Source organism: Streptosporangium sp. 'caverna', from assembly GCF_003203775.1.
GTDB classification, from domain to species: domain Bacteria; phylum Actinomycetota; class Actinomycetes; order Streptosporangiales; family Streptosporangiaceae; genus Streptosporangium; species Streptosporangium subroseum.
This window is the reverse complement of record NZ_CP029711.1, coordinates 3,701,831-3,723,685: the sequence shown is the minus strand read 5'-3', so window position 1 is coordinate 3,723,685 and position 21,855 is coordinate 3,701,831. Positions and strand designations below refer to the sequence as shown.

Annotated in this window: 19 protein-coding genes; 14 read left to right on the top strand and 5 right to left on the bottom strand. The window is 69.3% G+C overall.

Features of this window, described 5'->3' with window-relative positions:
* Positions 1-17 precede the first annotated feature (17 nt).
* The 3 genes from DKM19_RS16390 to DKM19_RS16380 all read left to right on the top strand — a co-directional run bounded on the left by DKM19_RS16390 (position 18) and on the right by DKM19_RS16380 (position 5,807).
* A complete protein-coding gene (locus DKM19_RS16390) occupies positions 18-218 on the top strand; it encodes a hypothetical protein (protein WP_162641534.1) in 201 nt (66 codons plus the stop codon).
* 1,555 nt (positions 219-1,773) lie between these two features.
* Entirely contained in the window at positions 1,774-4,518 is a 2,745-nt protein-coding gene (locus DKM19_RS16385) for a LuxR family transcriptional regulator (RefSeq protein ID WP_110696433.1), read from the top strand.
* Positions 4,519-4,940: 422 nt separating this feature from the next.
* Entirely contained in the window at positions 4,941-5,807 is an 867-nt protein-coding gene (locus DKM19_RS16380) for a dienelactone hydrolase family protein (RefSeq protein ID WP_110705758.1), read from the top strand.
* An 86-nt stretch (positions 5,808-5,893) separates the two neighbouring features.
* On the opposite strand, the gene DKM19_RS16375 is transcribed toward DKM19_RS16380, so the two are convergent.
* Positions 5,894-6,934: a class I SAM-dependent methyltransferase gene (locus DKM19_RS16375; protein ID WP_110696432.1), complete on the bottom strand. Its 1,041-nt coding sequence runs from the start codon at positions 6,932-6,934 to the stop codon at positions 5,894-5,896.
* 285 nt (positions 6,935-7,219) lie between these two features.
* On the opposite strand from DKM19_RS16375, the gene DKM19_RS16370 reads away from it, so the two are divergent.
* The 9 genes from DKM19_RS16370 to DKM19_RS16330 all read left to right on the top strand — a co-directional run bounded on the left by DKM19_RS16370 (position 7,220) and on the right by DKM19_RS16330 (position 15,971).
* The gene (locus tag DKM19_RS16370; protein ID WP_110696431.1) at positions 7,220-8,041 is read left to right on the top strand and encodes a DUF3152 domain-containing protein; all 822 of its coding nucleotides are present in this window, start codon (positions 7,220-7,222) and stop codon (positions 8,039-8,041) included.
* Between the two features lie 286 nt (positions 8,042-8,327).
* Positions 8,328-9,329 (top strand): RNA polymerase sigma factor, encoded by a 1,002-nt coding sequence (locus DKM19_RS16365; protein ID WP_369989047.1) that lies wholly within the window; start codon positions 8,328-8,330, stop codon positions 9,327-9,329.
* Positions 9,330-9,434: 105 nt separating this feature from the next.
* Positions 9,435-9,875: a nitroreductase family deazaflavin-dependent oxidoreductase gene (locus tag DKM19_RS16360; RefSeq protein ID WP_110696430.1), complete on the top strand. Its 441-nt coding sequence runs from the start codon at positions 9,435-9,437 to the stop codon at positions 9,873-9,875.
* A gap of 168 nt (positions 9,876-10,043) precedes the next feature.
* Positions 10,044-10,430 carry a hypothetical protein gene (locus tag DKM19_RS16355; protein ID WP_110696429.1) on the top strand — a complete coding sequence of 129 codons (387 nt, stop codon included), beginning with the start codon at positions 10,044-10,046 and terminating at the stop codon, positions 10,428-10,430.
* Complete coding sequence (locus DKM19_RS16350) at positions 10,427-11,194, top strand: alpha/beta hydrolase (RefSeq protein WP_162641532.1); 768 nt, start codon at positions 10,427-10,429, stop codon at positions 11,192-11,194. Before DKM19_RS16355 ends, DKM19_RS16350 begins: the two co-directional genes overlap by 4 nt.
* Positions 11,195-11,425: 231 nt before the next feature.
* Positions 11,426-12,475: an NAD-dependent epimerase/dehydratase family protein gene (locus tag DKM19_RS16345; protein WP_110696427.1), complete on the top strand. Its 1,050-nt coding sequence runs from the start codon at positions 11,426-11,428 to the stop codon at positions 12,473-12,475.
* A 333-nt stretch (positions 12,476-12,808) separates the two neighbouring features.
* Positions 12,809-13,348, top strand: coding sequence for a transcriptional regulator (locus tag DKM19_RS16340; protein ID WP_110696426.1), 540 nt, complete (start codon positions 12,809-12,811; stop codon positions 13,346-13,348).
* Positions 13,345-14,649, top strand: coding sequence for an MFS transporter (locus DKM19_RS16335; RefSeq protein WP_204358818.1), 1,305 nt, complete (start codon positions 13,345-13,347; stop codon positions 14,647-14,649). The genes DKM19_RS16340 and DKM19_RS16335 overlap by 4 nt, the downstream gene beginning before the upstream one ends.
* 422 nt (positions 14,650-15,071) lie before the next feature.
* Positions 15,072-15,971 (top strand): DUF72 domain-containing protein, encoded by a 900-nt coding sequence (locus tag DKM19_RS16330; RefSeq protein WP_110696425.1) that lies wholly within the window; start codon positions 15,072-15,074, stop codon positions 15,969-15,971.
* Positions 15,972-16,111: 140 nt separating this feature from the next.
* Here the strand turns inward: DKM19_RS16330 and DKM19_RS16325 are convergent, their stop codons facing one another.
* Positions 16,112-17,113, bottom strand: coding sequence for a YafY family protein (locus DKM19_RS16325; protein ID WP_110696424.1), 1,002 nt, complete (start codon positions 17,111-17,113; stop codon positions 16,112-16,114).
* Between the two features lie 62 nt (positions 17,114-17,175).
* On the opposite strand from DKM19_RS16325, the gene DKM19_RS16320 reads away from it, so the two are divergent.
* Positions 17,176-17,763: a DinB family protein gene (locus DKM19_RS16320; protein ID WP_110696423.1), complete on the top strand. Its 588-nt coding sequence runs from the start codon at positions 17,176-17,178 to the stop codon at positions 17,761-17,763.
* The gene (locus tag DKM19_RS16315) at positions 17,760-18,221 is read left to right on the top strand and encodes a VOC family protein (RefSeq protein ID WP_110696422.1); all 462 of its coding nucleotides are present in this window, start codon (positions 17,760-17,762) and stop codon (positions 18,219-18,221) included. Before DKM19_RS16320 ends, DKM19_RS16315 begins: the two co-directional genes overlap by 4 nt.
* Positions 18,222-18,276: 55 nt before the next feature.
* Here DKM19_RS16315 and DKM19_RS16310 read toward each other — a convergent pair whose 3' ends face one another.
* From DKM19_RS16310 to DKM19_RS16300, 3 genes are all read right to left on the bottom strand, one after another.
* Positions 18,277-18,549, bottom strand: coding sequence for a WhiB family transcriptional regulator (locus DKM19_RS16310; RefSeq protein ID WP_089205590.1), 273 nt, complete (start codon positions 18,547-18,549; stop codon positions 18,277-18,279).
* 367 nt (positions 18,550-18,916) lie between these two features.
* Positions 18,917-20,581 carry a catalase gene (locus DKM19_RS16305; protein WP_110696421.1) on the bottom strand — a complete coding sequence of 555 codons (1,665 nt, stop codon included), beginning with the start codon at positions 20,579-20,581 and terminating at the stop codon, positions 18,917-18,919.
* Positions 20,582-20,807: 226 nt separating this feature from the next.
* The gene (locus tag DKM19_RS16300; protein WP_110696420.1) at positions 20,808-21,815 is read right to left on the bottom strand and encodes a DNA topoisomerase IB; all 1,008 of its coding nucleotides are present in this window, start codon (positions 21,813-21,815) and stop codon (positions 20,808-20,810) included.
* Positions 21,816-21,855: the final 40 nt, after the last annotated feature.

The window sequence follows — 21,855 nt, the reverse complement described above, 5'->3', positions numbered from 1 at the left end:
GGTCGAAGAAGCTCCCGGTGTTCGCCTCGGCGAGCCCGGAGAAGGTCATTGAGCGTTCAGGCGACGGGTTCAGGACCATGGTCATTTTCGCACAGGAGGTAACGGACGTGATCGTGCCGCAGAGGGGCGCCGTGGTGTTCGAGGGCAGGCACCGCGAGATCTGCGATGCGTTCACGACCGGCCGTAAAAACCCCTCAGCCCGACAAGCCTCTGCGTGAAAGTCGGAACGACCTCTCTCCTGCGTTGCGGGGAGGGCTCTCCTTCATCTCAATTTCTGTCGTCCTCATCGTGGCTGCCTTCGTGACATGGCCTCTCATGGAGAGGAATACAGAAAATCAGCGTGATGCCGACGAGTTTGCTGTCGTCCAAACGAGGACGGAAATCGTAGGTACAGCGTCGTTGAGGAAGGCCGGGAACCGCCGTCCGTAAGTGAGAGGGCAGCGGAATGCAGGAGCGGCCGAGCAACGAACCGACGGGGCTCACCTATCAACAGAAGGAACGGACCAAGTTCTGCGACTCTCCTTATGTGCACGGGGCGGTGGGGACAGTTCGGCGTTCTCGCACTGCATTTTCAATCACGAGGTGACCGACCAGGGTGTGGTCTTGTCCCGGTAACTTCCTGAAACACAGAACAGCCCCGGCCGAAACCGAAGATTTCTTACCCAGAAGACCCATTTAGCACGAGCCCGGCAATCGCACAACCTGTCAGCTGACAGGTACCAGCGCGGGGGAAAGCAAGCGATGCTCACTCCGATCCCCCGACGTTCCCAGGAGTCGTCTACCGGGGCAACGTACGACGAGCAGATGGGAATGCTCTCATGCGCAGGCTCTTATCAACCACGGTTCGTCTGGCCCTGTCGTTGGCCCTACTCGTAGCGGTGTTCGGACCCGTTACGTCCTCCAGCGCATCGACCACGAGAGATGCCCGGGCAGTCATTGCCGCACCGCCGCCGACGACGTCGCCGTGGGTACAGCCTAAGTACATTAGGAGACTCGACGAAGAATTCGGATGCCCTCCTAGCCACGCGTGCGCCGGCGTCCCCTATGGGGATGGGTACTACGTCTTCGAGTTCCTCAATTACGGCACCTACTACCTAAGCAATTGGTTCGGCGAGGGCGATCTCATGGACAGCCAGACTGGTGGCGCGTCATCGAGGATCTACAATGGCAGCGGCAGTCAGGTCGTTTGTACACAGAATACACCTGAGGCTTACTTCGCATATGTGAACTGGACTCCCATCTGGAAGATCAAGGTGACCGCCGCGTCCTGCCCGTAAGACCTGGAATGCAAAAAGGCCCCCGACGTTGAAGGTTCCAGCGGGTCGACTTCGTCGCCGACGTGCCCACTGCTCGCGCGTACACGATGACCATCGGCCACGCCACCGCCTCCCAGAGCACCGTGCCGAGGTGCCGCAAATGCCCCGGCCGGGGTGCACCATCCTTCTGTCCCCTCAGGGGCCATCCCGGGACGCTCCGTCCCGCCTCCCCTACGGCAGATAACTCAATTTCATTGTTCAGCTCATATTTCCCGAGAAACCGGGGCGCAGGGTCGGGCACGGGCACTCTCCGTAAGGCGGTGAGTGTCCGCGACCGGCCCTGGCCCAGCGCCCCACACGGGCAGGACAGTCTCTCCCGCGAGGACGGCGCCGCGCATCGGTGAAATCACCGGTCTGCGGGTGATCAGCCGGGCATCGGCGCGGGACGACGGAACCGCCGCCGATAGGCCCGTAATCTGCTCTTTTCAGTCGCGACATGTCCGCGTATCACTAATGCATGCCCTCCGCCTCCCCCGTCACCCGCTCACCGGCGCTGCACGGCCGTGACGCGGAGCAGGACGCACTGCTGCGACTACTCGACGACGCCCGCACCGGACACGGCGGCGCGACACTCCTCTCCGGCGCTCCGGGAACGGGCAAGACCGCGCTGCTCGACTTCGCGGTGGAGCACGCGGACGACTTCGTCGTGCTCAGGACGCGCGGCACCGAGTGGGAGGCGCGCCTGCCGTGCGCCGGGCTGCACGGACTGCTCCGTCCGGTCATGGACCGGCTGCCCGCGCTGCCCCCGGCGCAGGCCTCGGTGCTCGCGGAGGCGCTCGAACTGGGCGCGGCCGACGGCGGGCTGGCGTTGCCCGCCGCGGTCCTCAACCTTCTGGTGGCCGTCGGCCGGCCGGTACTGGTCTGCGTCGACGACGTCCACCACCTCGACGCACCCAGCCGCGAGTCGCTTTTCTTCGCGGCCCGGCGACTGGCCGGCGAGTCGATCGCGCTGCTGTTCGCCGCGGACGACGACGCCGTCGCTCCCTGCGACATACCGGCGCTCTCGCTGAGAAATCTCAATGACGAGGCGTGCCGCCGGCTGACCGACGATCTGGCGCCGCCGGGGCTCACCGAGGACCTGCGGACGCCGCTGCTGGAGATCGCCTGCGGCAACCCCCTCGCCATCGCCGAGCTGATCGGCTCGCTGAGCCCGGAGCAGCTGACCGGCGCCGCCGCCCCGCCGGAGACGCTGCCGCAGGGCGGACGGCTGTGGCGCGCGTACGCCCGGCGGCTGGCCCTGCTGCCCGGCGACACCGCGCACATGCTCCTGCTGCTGGCGGCCGACCCGGACCTGGACATGCTCACCCTGGTCAGGGCCACCGAGCCGGAGTGCGCGCTGAGCGTGCTCGAACCGGCCGAGCGGGCCGGGGTGATCGTTCGCATCGCCGGTGACCGCTACGAATTCCGCGAACGGGCGATGAGGCCGGTGGTCTACGCCGGCGCGTCCCCCGCCCGCAGGCGTGCGGCACACCGCCTGCTCGCCGGCGCCCTCGAACACGACCACCAGCGGCTCCGACGGGCCTGGCACCGGGCCGCGGCGCTGGACGGCTCCGGCGAGCGGCTGGCCGACGAGCTGGCCGCGGCCGCCGCGGCGGCGAGCTCCCACGGCGGCCATCCCGCGCCCTTCCTGGCCTTCGAGCGGGCGGCCGAGCTCACCGCTCACGGTGACGTCAGGGCCGCGCGCCTGGCCGCCGCCGCCAACCGGGCCTGGCAGGCCGGCCTGCCGCAGCGCGCCAGGTCGCTGCTCACCCGCCTGCACTCCCTGACGATCTCCGAGGAGGTACGGGGCCAGGCCGAGCTGATCCACGGCAGCCTGGAGCTGCGCAGCGGCAAGACCGGCAGCGCCAGGGACGAGCTGCTGGCCGCGGCCGAGTGGCTGCTCGGCCACGATCGCGGGCAGGCCGTCCGCGCGCTCATCCGGGCGAGCGAGGCCAGCTACCTGGCCGGGGACAACCACCGCTTCCTGGCCACGGCCCAGCGGGCCGCCGCGCTGCGCCGCCCGGACGACCCCGCGGCCACCCAGCTGATGTTCGAGTATCTGGCCGGTACGGCGGCGACCTTTCGCGGCCGGCACCGGGAAGCGGCCGATCCGCTGCGGCGGGTCGTGGAGCTCGCCGACTCGGTGCACAGCCCGTCGGTGCTGGCATGGGCGGGCGCGGCCAGCCTGCTGCTCGGCGACGACGCCCAGGCGCTGAGGCTGTCCACCCGGGCCGTGGAGACCGCACGCGTCCAGGGCGCCGTCTCCATGTTGCCGCAGGTGCTGGACTTCGTCATCCAGGCCGAGGTCTGGATGGGCCGCTACGGCTCGGTCACCGCCAACGCGATCGAGGGGCTCCGGCTGGCCCAGGAGTCGGGCCAGCTCAACAGCGCCGCTCAGCACCTCGCCTGGCTCGCGATGACCGCGGCCGTGGAAGGCGACGAGGAGACGTGCAGGATTAGGGCAGGAAGCGCCATCGAGCTCGCGGGCGCCCATGACCTGGGCATCGCCGGAGCGCTGAGCAACTGGGCGCTGGCCCACCTCGACCTCGCCGCCGGACGTCACGCCGACGCGGCGAAGCGGCTGCGGGCGACGGCCAGGATCGACGGGACCAACGGCCATCTCGTGGTGCGGGTCATAGCGACCCCCCATTTTGTGGAGGCCGCCGTACGGACGGGCGGCCGCAAGCAGGCCGAGGCCGCGCTGCGGGTGCTCGACCGCTGGGTGGGAAGCACCCGCAGCCCCGACCGCCTGGCGCTGGCGGCGCGCTGCCACGCGCTCCTGGCCGCTCCGGACGACGCGGAGGATCTCTTCAGGAGCGCGCTCGATCTGCACCACCAGGGGTTCTCCGAGTTCGAGACGGCCCGCACCCAGCTGCTGTTCGGCAGCGCGCTCCGCAGGAACAGGCGGCCCGGCGCGGCCAGGGAGCACCTGCACAGCGCGCTGGAGACGTTCGAGCGGTTCGGCGCGCGGCTCTGGGTCGAGCAGACGCGCACCGAGCTCCGGGGGGCGGGCGAGGCCGTACGGTCCCCCCGGCCCAAGGCCGCAGAGAAGCTGACCGCGCAGCAGTTCCAGATCGCCCGGATCGTCGCCGAGGGCGCCACCAACCGCGAGGTGGCGGCCCGGCTCTTCCTGAGCCCGCGCACCGTCGAGCACCACCTCAGGAACATCTTCACCAAGCTCGACATCCGCTCCCGGGTGGAGCTGGTCCGGCTGCTCTCCTGATCCCCTCCGAGGTGCCGGGGGCTTTTCCATGTCGCTCACGCGTCGTCTCGCGGGGCGTCCGACGCGGCGCGGGACAGGTGGATCGCGTCCCCTCCGTGGAGGCACGAGCATCAGTGGAGGGCCGAGCATCAGTCCAAATGATGAGAAACGGGTGATTTCACCGATGCGCCGATGACCCGGTGATCTAACAATTACGACTGCCGACAGTCAGAGAAATCACCGGCCGCCGCATACACCCCCCGTATCGGCCGGTCGGCGACCCGGACGGCTGTCGATGTGGTTCCTCTCCTCCGAACAGGGAGTACAACGACGTGCAGTCAGAGAACATCACCCCCCACGGCTCGCACCACCCGACGTCCGGCCACAGCAGGATCGCCTCCCGGCCGGCCCACCGTGCGAGGACCGCAGCCAAGCTGACCCTCATGCTGGCTCTGATCGGTGGCAGCGGCGCCATCGCTCCCGCGGCGCAGGCCGTTGCCAACCCCACTCCCGTGGTTCAGGCCGCCGCCAACCCCTACGAGCGCGGCCCGGCCCCCACAAGCTCCAGCGTCGAAGCCGTCAGGGGCGCGTTCGCGACCGCCAGCACCAACGTCTCCTCGCTCCTCGTGAGCGGCTTCGGCGGAGGGACGATCTACTATCCGACCAGTACGGCCCAGGGAACGTTCGGCGCGGTCGCCATCGCCCCGGGATTCACCGCCAGCAAGTCCAGCATGGCCTGGCTGGCCGAGCGGGTCGCCTCACACGGCTTCGTCGTCTTCAACATCGACACCAACACGACCTCCGACCAGCCGGCCAGCCGGGGCCGCCAGCTGCTGGCGGCGCTGGACTACCTGGTCGAGGACAGCTCGGCCGCCAGCCGGGTCGACGCCACCCGGCTCGGCGTCATGGGCCACTCGATGGGAGGCGGCGGCACGCTGTCGGCGGCGAACAGCCGGCCGTCGCTGCAGGCGGCCATCCCGCTCACCGGGTGGCACACCACGAAGAGCTGGTCGGGCATACGGGTCCCGACGCTGGTCGTCGGCGCCGAGAACGACTCGGTCGCCCCGGTGTCCTCGCACTCCAAGCCGTTCTACAACAGCATCCCGGCATCGTCGGAGAAGGCCTACCTCGAGCTCAACGGCGCCAGCCACTTCGCGCCCAACTCGTCCAACACCACGATCGCCAAGTACAGCATCTCGTGGCTGAAGCGCTTCATCGACAACGACACCCGCTACGACCAGTTCCTGTGCCCCTCACCTCCCAACAGCACCACCATCTCCGACTACCTGGACACCTGCCCCCACGCGTAGGACCTGCGTCCGTCGCCCCGCCACGGCGGGGACGGCGTCAGGATCTGCCCCCGATGGCGGCCGCGGCGCGCGGCCGCCATCGGCGTTCAAAGCAGCAGCCGGTAGAAGCGCCAGAACCCGAAGTCGGCGATGGGCAGCACCTCGACATCGCGGAATCCGGCCTCGACGGCGTAGCGGCGCAGGGTGTCCGGGCGCATCACCGTGCCGGTGCCGGCGGAGGGCTGGTGCGACATGCCGTCGGGCAGGCAGATGAGCAGGCTGAAGCCGTACAGCAGTCGCTCGGTGTCGTCGGCGGGGCCGGCGAAGGAGTCGGCGGCGGCCTCGTCCATGATGACGACCATCCCTCCGGGCCTGACCGCACGCCGTATCGCGGCCAGCATGTCCACCGGCCGGGGCAGATCGTGGAGACATTCGAAGGCGAAGACCGCGTCATAGGCGTTGTCGCCGAGCATCCCCGCGTCGCCGTGGTGGAAGGCGACGGCGACTCCGGCCTCCTTGGCGTTCCGCATGGCCAGCTCGACCGATGGCCCGTCGATGTCGACGCCTTCGACGGCCGCCCGCGGGTAGGCCCTGGCCAGGGCGATGGTGGACCAGCCTCCGCCACATCCGACGTCGGCGACGCGGGCGCCGGGCCGTCGCAGCACGGCGTCGAGGTCGGCCACCCCCGCCAGGGCGTCCGGGAGCGCGTGCTCGAACCAGGGCCGGTTCATCTCGGACTGCGACTCTCTCAGGTCCGCCCCGAACGTGGCCCAGCCGACGCCGCCGCCATCGCGGTAGGCGTCCACCAGGGCGGGCATCTGCGTCGCGGCCCCGGCGAGCATCCGGGCCAGCGGCGCGAGGTAGGCGAGGCTGGACTCGTCGGTCAGCACCTCCGCCGCCCCCTCGGGCAGGACGAAACGACCGTCCTCGCGGGTGACCAGGATCCCGGTGGCGGCCTGCTGCTCCAGCCATTCCCGGGCGTACCGCTCGTGGCCGCCGGCCCGGGCGGTCAGTTCGGCGGCGGTGGCCGCGCCGTGGTCGGCCAGTGCCCGGTACCAGCCCAGCCGGTCTCCGAGATGGATCGAAAGGATCTCGATGGTGCCCAGCGCGGACTTCAGCAGGCGGTCCGCGAATTCCTCCGTGGTCATGGCGCCTCCCCTACCGCTGTTTAGCACGGAACCGTGCGCGGTCGCGAGGGCCGCGAGGAAAGCCCTGAGCAGGGGATCGGCAAGAGGCCATGCCCCCCGGACACGGACCCGGTCCTTCCGTGCACCACACGTGAGGACGCGGCCCGGTGAGGTGTCGTCACCGCCCGCAGGCCCGTCCGTGACGTGCTACCACGGCGCTGCCATACGATTGGTTTTCCCTAGCTTTATCCTAAATTGACCATCCATGGTGACTGGGTAATGACAGGGTAGTAAGGTTTGCGGCCTATGCTCTGGAACGTACAAAGTTATGACCGTAAGTCTTTTTTTTGGCTCCTCGCCGTCAGCATCTCGGCCACACTCGTGGTCGGCGGCGGCGCGTTACTGAGCGGTCACTTTGAACCGGTTCCCAGCAAGCCCGCACCGCCCGTCGCCGCCCTGCCCGAGGTCTCGGTGACGCCCACCCCTCCGCCGGGGCCGACCGATCCCGCCGCTTCCCCGAACTCCACCGCGGCGCCCGGCACGCAGAAGCCCGAGGAGCCGACCCTCTTCGCCAACGGGCGCCGGCAGCCGCTGAAGGTGAAGGTGCCGAAGTCGGCCGGCGGCCGCTACACCGTCGTTCCCGGTGAGGCGTCGCCGCCCAAGGGCGGCAAGGGCAGGGTGATCCGCTACCTGGTGGAGGTCGAACGCGGGCTGCCGTTCGACGCGAACGAGTTCGCCGACGAGGTGCACCGCATCCTCAACGACCGGCGTAGCTGGGGATTCCGATTCCAGCGGGTGGCGCGCGGCCCGGTGGAGATCCGGGTGTCGCTGTCCAGCCCCACGATGACGAACCGGCAGTGCCGGCCACTGGTGACCTTCGGCGAGCTGTCCTGCTGGAACGGGGAGCGGGCGGTCGTCAACGCGGAGCGCTGGAACGCGGGGGCCAAGGGCTACGGACGCGATGTGGCCACCTACCGCGAGTACGTCATCAACCACGAGGTCGGCCACGGTCTCGGCCACGGCCACGTGAGCTGCCCGGGGCCCGGAAAACCGGCCCCCGTCATGGTCCAGCAGACCAAATCCCTGTACGGCTGCCGCCCCAACGCCTGGCCGTCGCCCCGGCGCTGAAGAAGCACCGGAAGTGGCAGCGGGCAATAGCCAGATCAAATATCATTACGCTTTTTTTCCGAATCCCGAAAGCGCCGGGTAGGATGGCGCAGGCTGTTCGGCGCCCGGTACGGGGGATGTCGCAGACCGCTTCAGGGCGCCCGGGGAAGGCGATCCGGCTGTTCGCCTGCTTCTTTGAGGTAGCGTTGCCGGATTGCTTGTGGCCGCAGCACAGCGGCGCGGGACGTACCGTGTGATCGGCACAGGTCTACCCCGCTTCGGGCCCCGGGAAGGTGTGAGCGCTGCGATGACCACGACCACTGAGAACGATGATGTGATCCTCGCCGTCGGCGGGGATGACGACGACGCCCCCGAAAAGCTGGCCGCCGCAGTAGGGGCGACCTCCGATCCGGTCAAGGACTATCTCAAGCAGATCGGCAAGGTTCCGCTGCTCACCGCCCATCAGGAGGTCGAGCTCGCCAAGCGGATCGAGGCCGGTCTGTTCGCCACCGAACAGCTCAGCGCCGACGGCGAGACGCTTCCGGTCGACGTGCGCGCCGAGCTGGAGTGGATCGCCGAGGACGGCCGCCGGGCCAAGAACCACCTGCTGGAGGCCAACCTCCGCCTGGTGGTCTCGCTGGCCAAGCGCTACACCGGCCGCGGCATGCTCTTCCTGGACCTGATCCAGGAGGGCAACCTGGGCCTGATCCGCGCGGTCGAGAAGTTCGACTACACCAAGGGTTTCAAGTTCTCCACCTATGCCACCTGGTGGATCAAGCAGGCGATCACCCGCGCCATGGCCGACCAGGCGCGGACCATCCGCATCCCGGTCCACATGGTCGAAGTGATCAACAAGCTGGCCCGCGTTCAGCGGCAGATGCTGGCCGATCTCGGCCGCGACCCCACCCCGGACGAGCTGGCCGCCGAGCTGGAGATGACCCCGCAGAGGGTCGCCGAGATCCAGAAGTACGGGCGCGAGCCGATCTCCCTGCACTCCCCGCTCGGCACCGAGGGCGACAGCGAGTTCGGCGACCTCATCGAGGACTCCGAGGCCGTCACCCCCGATGACGCGGTGACGTTCATGCTGCTGCAGGAGCAGCTGCACTCGGTGCTGGACGCCCTGTCGGAGCGCGAGGCGGGAGTGATGGCGCTGCGGTTCGGCCTGGCCGACGGCGAGCCCAAGACCCTCGACGAGATCGGCAAGGTCTACGGGGTGACCCGCGAGCGCATCCGGCAGATCGAGACCAAGACCATGGGCAAGCTGCGCCACCCGTCGCGGTCCCGGGCGCTGCGCGACTACCTGACCTAGGACCCAGGCGGCCCGCGCACGCCGGCGGCGGCGTCAGGTCGCACGGGGATGGAGCATGATCGCCACGGGCAATAGTGTTGGAGATCCACAAGCTCTGGAGGATCGATGACGCAGCCCGGGGACGAAGAGGTTCTGGACAGCCCGACGGGGTGGGTGGCCAAGCACATCCGCACCTACGTCGAGACCGACGGCAAGAAGGGCCACCTGTACCAGGGCATGACCACGCTCCTGCTGAGCACCCGGGGTCGCAGGTCGGGCAGGCTGCGCCGTACGGCGCTCATCTACGGCCAGGACGGCGACCGCTACCTGCTGGTGGCCTCCAACGGGGGCTCGGCGAACCACCCGGCCTGGTATCTCAACCTGTCCGACGACCCCGACGTCGAGATCCAGGTCGGCCCGGACAAATTCGCCGCCCGGGCCCGGACCGCCACCGCCGAGGAGAAGCCGGAGCTGTGGCGGAAGATGGCCGAGATCTTCCCGACCTACGACGGCTACCAGGCCAAGGCCGGCAGGGAGATCCCGCTGGTGATCGTCGAGCGCGTCTGACGACATCCGGGTCGCGTGCGCCGAACCACTCCCGACCGGGTGTCGGGGGTCGCGCGAGCCGGAAAATCATGTCACCGTGATGGTGCCGGTCATATGAGTTCCTTGATCCATCCACCGGTCATTCGAGCTAGCGTAAGGCTTGTGCGATCGAGGGAAGGATCTCTTCTGATGGTGTCCAACGGTGACTACGGGGTCCCCGGCTCGCTGGCGAAGGTGCTCGCCGACGTCACCGCCGAACGGGCGGCCCAGGACGCCATGTGGGGTATCCAAGATATCGCCGACGGCACCGGGCCAGAGCGTACGGAAGCCGCGGACCAGGCCAAGAAGGACGTCTCCGAGGCGGCTCGGGAAGGCCTGCTGACCTGGCGGCACATCCTGCTCGAAGAGGTGCTCGAAGCCTTCGCCGAGAACGATCCCGGCGCCCTGCGGACCGAGCTGATCCAGGTGGCGGCCGTCGCCGTGAAATGGGCCCAGGCGCTCGACCGGCGCGACCGGCCGGCAGCCGCAGCGGCCGTCACCGGCGAGCAGCCGTCCGCCCCGCACGGCCGGCGATGAACGCCCAGGAGGTCGCGCTGACCGGCGCCCACGGAGTACGGCTGGCCGCGATCCGCGAAGGCGCCAACCCCGAGGCGATCGTCGTGTTCGCCCACGGGTTCCTGTCCGACAAGCACGCGCTCGGCCGGTTCGACCGGCTCGCCGCCCGTTACGTGGAGGCCGGCTACTCCACGCTCAGGTTCGACTTCTCCGGCAACGGCGCCAGCGGCAACGCGCCGATCACCGACGAGCGGAGGACCGGCGACCTGCGCGCCGTGCTCGACCAGGTGGAGACCTGGGGCTACCAGCGCGTCGCCCTGCACGGCCACAGCAAGGGCGGGTCCATCTCCCTGCGCGCCCGCGACCCGAGGGTGTCGGCGATGGTCCTGACCGGCGCGCGCACCGCCCCGGTTTACTACGACTGGTCCGAGCACCTGCCCGCCGACGTCCTGACGGGCATCCGCACCCGCGGCCGCGGACGCAGCCCGGCCACCGGCCCCCGTGCCTTCCACCTGCTCACCCAGCAGAGTCTCGACGACTTCGCGACCCTCGACACACGGGAGATCCTCTCCGCGATCAAGCTGCCCGTCCTGCTGATGTACGGCGACGCGCCGCACGACCGCGAGGAGCTCCTGCTCGCCGAGCACGCGGCCTGCGGGATGAGATACCTCTCCCCCGAGTCGCGTCTACTGATCGTCCACGGCGCCGATCACAGCATGGAGGGGCACATCGAGGAGGTCGCCGACCACGGCATCGCCTGGCTGCGGACGTACTGCCCGGCCTGACCGGCCGCCCCGGCCGAGGTCGGGGGCCCTGCCCGATGCCCGCTCCGGCCGAGGGTGCCGCCCGCACAGGTCGAGGCCGGGGCCTGCCCCGGTCGAGGTCGGGGACCTGCCCGGCCTGACCGGCGCCCGCTCCTGGCCGACGTGGGCCCATCAGGCCTTCCCGATCCCACCGTAGGGCAAAGCCATGGCCGACCACGGTTCCGGCCGCCGCCCGAGGGGCACCCGATACACATGCGCGTAGTAGTCGTCGGTGCCACCGGGAACGTGGGCACGAGCGTGGTATCCGCCCTCGTGGCCGACCCACATGTCACCTCCGTCGTGGGCCTGGCCCGCAGGCTGCCGGACTGGCGTCCGGAGAAGACCACCTGGCACGCCGTGGAGGTCTCCACCGGGGACCTGGATCCGTACTTCGACGGGGCCGACGCGGTCATCCATCTGGCGTGGCTGTTCCAGCCCACCCGCAACCCGGTGACGACCTGGCGGGGCAATGTCATCGGCAGCGCCCGGGTCTTCGAGGCCGCGGCGCGGGCACAGGTCTCCGTCCTGATCCACGCCTCCTCGGTGGGCGCCTACTCCTCCGGGCCCAAGGACCGGCCGGTCACCGAGGACTGGCCCACCCACGGCTGGCCGGGTGCCTCCTACGGCCGGGAGAAGGCCTACGTCGAGCGTGTACTCGACGTGTTCGAGCGGGACCACCCGGCCACCAGGGTGGTGCGGCTGCGGCCGGGCTTCATCTTCAAGCGGGAGGCGGCGATCGGGCAGCGGCGGCTGTTCGGAGGGCCGCTGGTGCCCCAGCGGATGATACGGCCGGGCATGATCCCCTTTGTTCCCGACACCCCTGGGCTCGAGTTCCAGGCGGTCCACACCGACGACGTCGCCGAGGCCTACCGGCTGGCGCTCACCCGGCCGGTGTCGGGCGCCTTCAACATCGCCGCCGACCCGGTGATCACTCCATCCGTGCTGGCCGATCTGCTCGACACCCGGCTGATGCCCGTCTCCGGCTGGACGCTCAGAAGCACCGTCGCCGCCGCCTGGCGCATGCGCCTGGTCCCCGCGTCGCCGGACCTGGTCGACCTGGTGCTCAGAATGCCGATCATGGATATCGGCCGTGCCCACACCGAACTGGGCTGGCAGCCGCGCCACTCCTCCCTCGACGCGATGAACGAGCTGTTCGAGGGTCTGCGCACCGCCGAGGGGATGGAGACCCCGCCGCTCTCGCCGGACACCGGCGGTCCCGCGCGGATCCGTGAGATAGCGAGCGGGGTCGGAAAGCGACCGTGAAGGAGGCGCGGACCGGGAGCCCCGCCCTCAGACGGTCGAAGACCCCCGCCCGCGGGTCTTGCCCGCGCCAAGGCTCTGCAGGCGGATGGGGAAAACACCGTGATCTGGTTGCTTGAGCGGAGCTTTGGCCGCGAGAGCCGCACAAGAGAGAACTCACCGGGGGGTCTGTGCGGGCTGGGTGATGTTCCGCTGGGGATCCCTCTACGAAACACCGCGCGAGCCCTCGAACAGCCGGGCGTCAGCACAGCTCGGGGGCAGATCCGTTAGATCAGCGCCATATTGCTAGGCCTAAACCCCTTGCGCAATGGTCAAGAGTCGTTGACCATTGTCCGCATGCCTACCGATGATCTCCCCGAGACGTTTCACGTCACCACTGACGAGCAACTCCGCGCCGTCTCCAATCTCACGCGTCACCGGATCATGGCCGTGCTCCGCTTCGAGCCGGCGACGATCACGCAGATCGCCCAGCGGGTGGGCCTTGCGAAGGGGAGTTCCAGCTATCACGTGCGGCTGCTGGAGCGGGCCGGCCTGGTGAAGGTGGTACGGACGCGGAAAGTGAGAGGGGTCACCGAGCGGTACTACGCGATGGCCGCGCGGTCGATCGAGCTGCCGGATCCGGGGCCGGGGCAGCCGGACGTGCTGCTGCGAAATGCGGTGGCGGACCTGGAGGCGTCGCCGGTGGATGATGAGCGGCACGTACGAATGGCGCATCTGCGACTCACCGAGGAGCAGTTCACGGAGCTGGGAGCGCGCCTGCAGGCACTGGCGGATGAGTACCGGACGCTGTCCGATCCATCGCTTCCAGACGTGTCGCTGGTCTTCGCGCTGTTCCGGCCGGCGCCGCGCCGGCAGGTCGAGGGGGACGCCAAATGACCCCGAAACTGACGAACGATGTGGTGAAGCTGCCGGCTGGGTTCGGGCGACTGTGGGCCGCGCAGACGGTGTCCTCGCTCGGTGACGGCGTGACACATGCCGCGCTGCCGCTGCTGGCATTGACGTTGACCCGGGATCCGATGGCGCTGGCCGTCGTCATGGCCGCCGGGACGCTGCCCTGGCTGCTGTTCGGAGTGCTCGGCGGTGCGCTGGTGGACCGCTGGGACCGCCGCCGCACGATGTGGATCACCGACGCCGCGCGTGCGGCGCTGCTCGCCATACCCGCTGCGGCGGCGGCGCTCGACGTGCTGAGCATTCCGCTGCTGGCTGCCCTCGCGTTCCTGCTCGCCCTCGGCGGGCTGTTCTTCGACACGGCCGCCACGGCGTATCTGCCGGATCTGCTCGACCGCGACCCCGCCCAGCTGGAGCGCGCCAACGCTCGCCTGCGCGGCGCCCAGACCGCAGCGTCCGGCTTCGCCGGGCCACCTGTGGGCAGTGCGCTGCTCGCGCTCGGACGTTCGGTTCCGCTGCTCGCCGACGCGGTGTCGTTTGCGCTGTCCGCACTGCTCGTCCGGTCGCTGCCCGCCGTACCGCGGCCGGCCGTAAGCGCCCGCGAGTCGCTGCTCCGGCAGGCGCGGGCCGGAGCCTCCTACGTCTTCCAGGACCGGCTGCTGCTCGGGCTCGCGCTCCGTCCGGCGGTCGGGAACGTCGCCTTCCTCGCCGTGGAGACCGTCCTGGCCTTGTTCGCCCACGAACGTCTCGGCGTCGGCGCCTTCGGTTTCGGTCTGCTCCTCACCGCCGAGGCCACCGGCGGCCTGCTCGGCGCGGGTATCGCCTCTTTCCTCGGCCGGCTCCTGGGCACCGGAACCGCGCTGACCTGCACCGCCGCAATCGAGGGCCTCGCCATTCTGGGGCTCGCCTCCGCCCCGAACCCGTACGTGGCCGGGCTCGCGCTCGCCGTCTGCGGGGCGGGCATGGGCGCCACGATGGTGCTCGGCCCCTCCCTCCGGCAGGCCATCGTCCCGGCCCACCTGATGGGCCGCGTCGCCTCCACCTCCCGCATGCTCGCCATGTGCGCCGCCCCGTTCGGCGCCTTCCTCGGCGGCTGGCTGGCCACCACCTACGACCTGCGCACCCCGCTCTACGCCGCCGCCGGCCTCCTCCTCACCATGACCGCCGTCACCGCGACGATGACCGGCAATCGCCGCGTCGAGACCGCACTGCGCAGCGCGCGCCCGCAAGCCGACCCGGCCGACCAAGACCCCGCCAAAGAGATCGCTGTGCAGACCACATCCAGGTGACGGTCATCGCTTGCAGGTCACAACACCTCCGCCCGCATCGGAACGGTGAAGGCCGTTGCCCCGCCGGGCAACGGCCTTCACGCACTCATCTCCCCTCCGCCACCGAGAGACAAGATCGAAAATCACGGCAGAAAGCCTTCAAAGAATCACGCCGCCAAGAAATCCCCGTCACACAACGACCCCTCCTGACACCATCACCCACAACCGAACGGCCAGTGGCGATGAGACGAGCCCCGACGGCTCCTTAACGCCACTGGCCGTTCGGTTGCCGCTCAAGCCCCGGCTCGCCGGGGATGACCGGGCGAATCGGACCATCCCCGCGTGCGCAGGGCCGACGCGGTGCCGTTGATGATGCGGATCGTCACCGTGGGACAAACCCCCGCGCCTGCGATAGAAGCCGTGTCACCGGGAAGCAACCCCGTATGAGGAAGATCCTTGTAGGTACGGCCTCCTGGACGGACAGGTCGCTGCTGGAGTCGGGCTGGTATCCCGACGACGCCTCCACCCCGGCGAAACGCCTGGCCTACTACGCGTCGCGGTTCCCGCTCGTGGAGGTGGACGCCACCTACTACCATCCTCCGGCGCAGCGCACCGCGGAAGCCTGGCGGGACCGCACCCCGCCAGGCTTCACCTTCGACGTCAAGGCCTTCTCCCTGCTGACCGGCCACCCCACCCGGCCCGAGTCCCTCTACAAGGATCTGCGGGAAAAACTCGGCACGTCGAAGCGGAGCCTCTATCTCGACGACGTGGACCCGGAGATCGTCGAGGAGGTCTGGCAACGGTTCCTCAGCGCCCTCATGCCACTGCACGAGGCGGGAAAGCTGGGAGCCGTGCTCTTCCAGTTTCCGCCGTGGTTCCCGATCGGAGAGGGCCGCCGGCGCTACATCCTGGAGTGCGCGCGGCGCTGCCGGCCGATGCGCGTCAGCGTCGAGTTCCGCAACCACACCTGGATGGAGGAGGAGAACCGCGAGGGCACCCTCGGGTTCCTCGCCGCGAACGACATCGCCTACGTCTGCGTCGACATGCCGCAGGGGCATCCGTCGTCGATCCCGCCGATCCTGGCCGCCACCTCCGACCTTGCCGTGGTACGGCTCCACGGGCACTCCGACCGGTGGACCAGCAAGAAGATCGAGGAACGCTTCGCCTACCTGTACTCGGAGGAGGAGCTCAAACGATGGGCGGTCTCCGTCCACCGGCTCGCGGAGGACGCCAAGGCCGTCCATGTGCTCTTCAACAACTGCTGCGAGGACTCCTCCCAGCGCAACGCCGCCCGGTTCCTCACCCTCGTCGACGAACTCGACGGGGAGCGGGATCCCGGCTGAACCCCGGGTCCCCGGCCCGGGCCACGTTTGACCGTGGACTCGTACGCGGGCCTGGCCGTGGGCTCATGCGCGGGGCGCCGGCGTGGTCGCGGCTCAGGTGGGCCGTGAGTTCGCGCCCGGGGCACCGATGCGGCCGCGGCTCATGACTCCTCCGTGTCCGGCCCCGGTGAGATCCCCGCACCGGCCGACAGCAGTCTCTCCGCCAGCACGCGACAGCGCCTGCCGAGCTCCGGAGGGTCGAGCACCTCGAAGTCGTGCCCCAGCAGGAGCACGTGCATGAGCACGAAGTCGAGGCTGCCGGCGCCGCTGAGCACCTCGCAGAGCTCTTTCCCCCGCTGCTGCACGACGGCCGCCGACGCCGGAATCTGCGCGCGGACCGTCTCGGCCGACGCGTGCACGAGGAAGCGCGCCCGGTGCGGGTAGACCCGGCTCGCCACCCCCTCCTGCACGTACGCCGCCGCGTCGGGCGCCGCACGCGGGCGGAAGCGCCTGGTCCGTGCGGACACGTCGGTCATCCGGTCGACGCGGAAGCTGCGCCAGTCGTCGCGATCGAGGTCGTAGGCGAGGAGATACCAGCGCCGGTCGGAGGCGACCAGGCGGTAGGGCTCGACCCGCCGCCCTCGCACCTCATTCCCCGATGGGTAGGCGAAGCCGGCCTCCACCTCGTCGCGGCAGGCTCTGGCCAGCGTCATGAGCACCTTGGGGTCGACCAGTCTACGGCCGCCTCCGCCGAAGGACTCCACCGAGGCGGAGAGCGCGCGCACCTCGTGCCGCAGCCGGGTGGGCAGCACCCGGTCGAGCTTGGTCAGCGCCCGCAGGGCGGCGTCGCCGGCGCCGGCGAGTGCGCCACCCGCGCCGGAGAGCAGCGAGACCGCGGTGGCGATCGCCTCCTCGTCGTCGAGCAGCAGCGGCGGCAGATCCTGCCCCGGGCCGAGCTGGTAGCCGCCGCCGACGCCCTGGCTGGCATGCACCAGATAGCCGAGCGTGCGCAGCCGCTCGACGTCACGCCGTACCGTGCGCGGCGTGACCCCGAGCCGGTCGGCGAGCTCGGGCCCGGTCCAGACCTGGCGCTGCTGCAGCAGCCCGAGCAGGGTGAGCACCCGCTCCGTCGTCCCCCGCTCCTCACCGCCTGCCACATCCATGTCGCCCACCCTGCCAGAGATAGCGGACCGATCCTGTCCGCTAGGGGTGCCAGGGTGGCTCCATGGACGCAGACGAACTCGACTGGAACCGGACGCTGCGCGAGCAGTGGGAGTTCCACTGGAACCATCAGCTCCGGGCCCGGCTCGACGGCCTCACCGACGACGAATACTTCTGGTCGCCGGTGCCGGACGCCTGGAGCGTACGGCCGCGCGGTAGTTCGACGGCGCCCGTGCAGGTCGGCGCCGGGGACTTCACGATGGACTACGCCTTCCCCGAGCCGGTCCCCGCGGCCTTCACCACGATCGCCTGGCAGCTCGGTCACGTCATCGTCGGCGTGCTCGCCATGCGCAACGCCTCCCACTTCGGCGCGCCTGCGGCGTCGTACGAGACCTGGGAGTACGCCGGCGGCGCGGCCACCGCGCTCGACCAGCTCGAGACCCAGCTCGACGTCTGGCTGGCCGGGGTGCGCGACCTCGGCGAGGCCGGGCTACGGGTCCCTGTGGGCGCGAAGGAGCCCTACCCCGAAGCGTCCATGGCCGATCTGGTGCTGCACATCCACCGTGAACTGATCCATCATCTGTCCGAGGTCTGCCTGCTGCGCGACCTCTACCTGCACACGAAATCCACGACGAACGGAGCAACCCGATGAGCCGCCACATCCAGGTCACCTTCGACGCCCACGACCCGCAGGCGCTGTCCTCCTTCTGGCGCGACGTCCTGGGCTACGTCCACCCCGGCCCGCCCGGAGTCGATCTGCCCGAGGGCGCCGACCCGCTGGCCGCGTGGGACGACTTCCTCGCGCGGGTCGGCGTACCGGAGGAGCAGCGCAACACGAGGTCGGCCATCGAGGACCCGGACGGGCACGGCCCCCGGCTGTTCTTCCAGCAGGTGCCGGAGGACAAGGTCGCCAAGAACCGCGTCCACCTCGACGTCCGCGCGGCTCCCGGGCTGCGGGGAGAGGAGCGGATGGCGGCGCTGGAGGCCGAGTGCGACCGGCTCGTCGCGCTGGGAGCGAAGCGGGTGCGCCGCGACGAGCCGGAGCCCCCGATGAGCGCCGGTTTCATCGTGATGACCGACCCCGAGGGCAACGAGTTCTGCCTGGACTGACGTGGCTCGGCCGCCGTCGCCGAAGCCGCGTCCCGTGGTCGCCTGACCCCGCCGCCTACCTGACCCCGCGCCTCATCTGCGACATGGTCGCTCTGCGCTCCTCCGGGGTGGTCCCTCCCCACACGCCGTACATCTGCTGGGTGCTCAGGGCGTACTCCAGGCAGCGCCCACGTACGGGACAGCGACGGCAGACGGCCTTGGCGCGCTCGTACTGCACCTGGCCGGGCCCCTCGGAGGAGACGGGGAAGAACAGTTCGGGATCCTCGCCAAGACACGAAGAACGGCGGGACCAGTGGGCGAATGCAATCACATTATTCTGGACATACATGGCGATCCAAGTGGAAGTGGCGGCGATTCACGGTTGGCAGCTCAGCTTCTTGATCGGGTGCCCACTATAATCCCATATATACCTTTTCGGATGAAAAATCGTACGGCCTTGACCTGGGGTTTTACGAGAAAAGGGGATCCTGGGTGTCGCCCGATCACCCCAACCGCGACGCATTAACGGAGACGGCGCTCATTGCCGATGCCGCGAATCCCCGCGAATCCGGGTGTCGCGAACGACGGCGCGAACAATGACTCCGGCCGTGGACAATCTCCCACCGGCCCCGGAGGCCGCGGGTGATCCTCCGTCGCCCCGGAGGGTGTGCCGCGACCCTCTGGGGCGGGTCGCGGCGCTCTCGCCCACCGATGATTCAGCCACCGGAAGCCGGCTGGGCACGCTCGTTGGGCACGCAGTGGGTCATCTTCAGCCCGGTCACGTCGCGCGGACCGTTCTTGCCGAGGTTCGACAGCCGCTCGAGATCCTTCTCGTCCAGATCCTGGCTCGCCAGCGGCTCGAGGTGGGCGACGTCCTCCGGACCTATTCCCAGCCCCTCCCCGACCCGCAGTCCGAGCTCGTCCTCGATGAGCAGGAAGTGCCAGACCATGCGCTCCTGAACGGCACGCTCGGCCTGCGACAGCATGGTGACGAAGTTCAGGACCAGATCGTCCCGCTCCCACTGCTCCATCAGCCGGAAGCGCTGACCGGGCTGGAGGTAGTCGTTGGTCTTCGGGATCCGCTTACGGGTCAGGCGCCCCGAGACGACCGGGCCCTGCTCGTCGTGGGTCGGATACTCGCCCTCGCGCAGCCCGCCGGTGATGGACGGCTCGTAGTTGACGTGCGGGTTCTCCCCCTGGCCGTCCACGTGGTAGGTCATCTGACCGTCGCGCTGGTTGGTGCGCACCTCGGCGTGCTTGGCCTGGTTCACCGGCAGCTGCAGGTAGTTGGGCCCCACCCGGTGGCGCTGGGTGTCGCTGTAGGAGAAGGTCCGGCCCACCAGCATCTTGTCGTCGGAGAAGTCGAGCCCGTCGACCAGGACTCCGGTGCCGAAGGAGATCTGCTCGTTCTCGGCGAAGTTGTTGGCCACGTTGCGGTTCAGGACCATCCGGCCGACCGGCAGCGGCGGGAAGTCGTTCTCCGGCCACACCTTGGTGTCGTCCAGCGGGTCGAAGTCGAGTTCGGCGTGCTCGTCGTCGGTCATGATCTGCACCAGCAGCTCCCACTCGGGGAAGTCGCCGCGGTTGATCGCCTCGTGCAGGTCCTTGGTCGCGTGCCCGAGCTCCTGCCCCTGTACGGCTGCCGCGTCCTCGGCGGTCATGCTCCGTACGCCCTGCTTGGGTATCCAGTGATATTTCACCAGATGCGTTACCCCTTGCCCGTTCACCCACTTGTAGGTGTTGACGCCGAATCCCTGCATGTGGCGGTAGTCGGCGGGGATCCCGCGCGGGCTGAACAGGTTGACGATCATGTGCATGGTCTCCGGCGTCTGCGACATGAAGTCGAAGATCCGGTTGGGCTCCTGCCTGAAGGTCACCGGGTCCGGCTTGAGCGAGTGGATCACGTCGGGAAACTTGATCGCGTCCCTGATGAAGAAGACCGCCAGGTTGTTGCCGACGAGGTCCCAGTTGCCGTCCTCGGTGTAGAACTTCACCGCGAACCCCCGAGGGTCACGCGCGGCCTCGGAGGAGTCCCTGCCGCCGATCACGGTGGAGAACCGCACGGCCACGTCCGTCCGCTTGCCCGGCTCCTGGAACAGTTTCGCCCTGGTGTAGCGGCCGATCGGCTCATCGCCCAGCTTCCCGTAGGCCTCGAAGAAGCCGTAGCTGGTCGCCCCTCGGGCGTGCACCACGCGCTCGGGGATGCGTTCCCGGTCGAAATGGCTGATCTTCTCCAGGAACTGGTAGTTCTCCAGCGTGGCCGGGCCGCGGGCGCCGACCGTGCGCTGGTTCTGGTTGTCGTAGACCTGGTGCCCCTGCCGGTTGGTCAGCACCGGGCGCTCGTCGCCCGGCTGCGACCCCATGCTCGACACGTCCGTCATGATGACGTTCCCTCCCTGCGGCGGTCGCTTTCGGCGTGCCGAAACCATGTCGGCACGCGGGGTCCATATCCCGAAAAATCCGACTTATAGCGCAGAAGTCAAAGAATCTCCCCAAGCGGGAAGCTCACGGAAACAACCACCATCCCCGTGTGCCGAGGAGCGGAAAGGGATCACCGGGACTTGGCCATGACCCTCCCTCTCAGCGGTCCCATGCCCGAGCCCAAGATCATGTCGCCGAACGCCGCAGCAGGGAGATGACCGCCCGCTCCGCCTCACCGTGCGTGGCCGGCTGCCCGAACCCGACGTCGGCGCCCAGCCCGCCGAGCGCCCGCGTGATGGTCCGGCCTTTCTCGTAGGCCTCGATGACGCGCGGATCGACGTAGGAGGCCCGGGCGACGGCCGGGGTGTTGCCCAGATAACCGGCCACCTCGCCGATCACCCGGCTGACCGCCTTCCTCCTGCCGGTTCGGGAACGGGCACGCGAGGAGACCGCCAGGCCCACGGCGGCCAGCACCGTCGCATGCCAGGTCCTGAAGTCCTTGGCCGACGCCTCGACGTCGAGTGCCTCACGCAGGTAGGCGTTGATGTCGTCGCTGCGCACGTCGATCCAGCCGGAACCGTCCCTGTAGCGCAGCAGCTCCCCCTCGTCCGCGGCCTTGTGCAAGGCGGCGATCACCTTGCACACGTCCACATCGACGATCTCCAGCTCCCTGAACTTGCCGCCCTTGGCCGGGTAGCCGCAGACGACACGCCCCGCCGTACAGGTGACGTGTTCCATCCGGAGCGTGGCCAGCCCGAAGGAGTCGTAGGACTCCCCTCCGACCCGGAAGAAGCCGATGTCGAGCATCCTCGCCGCGGCGGCCAGCACCCGATCACGCGTCAGCCCCCGCTGATCCAGATCCTCGGCGACCCGCTTCCGGAAAGCCGGCAGCCGCTCGGCCACCTCCAGCACCCGATCGAACTTCGCCCGGTCCTGCTCCACGCGCCAGACATCGTGATAGCGATACTGACGCCGCCCCGCCGTGTCCGTGCCGACCGCCTGAATGTGCCCGTCCGGAAACCGGCAGATCCAGACGTCGGTCCAGGCGGGCGGGATCGCCAGCGCCCTGATCCTCGCGAGGGTACGGCGGTCGCGGACCTGCCCCCCGCCGGAACGGTGGTAGCTGAAGCCCTTGCCCCTGCGCCGCCGCAGGATGCCCGGCTCCGCCGGGTCACTGTGTCGGAGTTCGCTCACGCGCCGCGTCTACCCGGTGAGGACGCCTTCATGAGGGGAA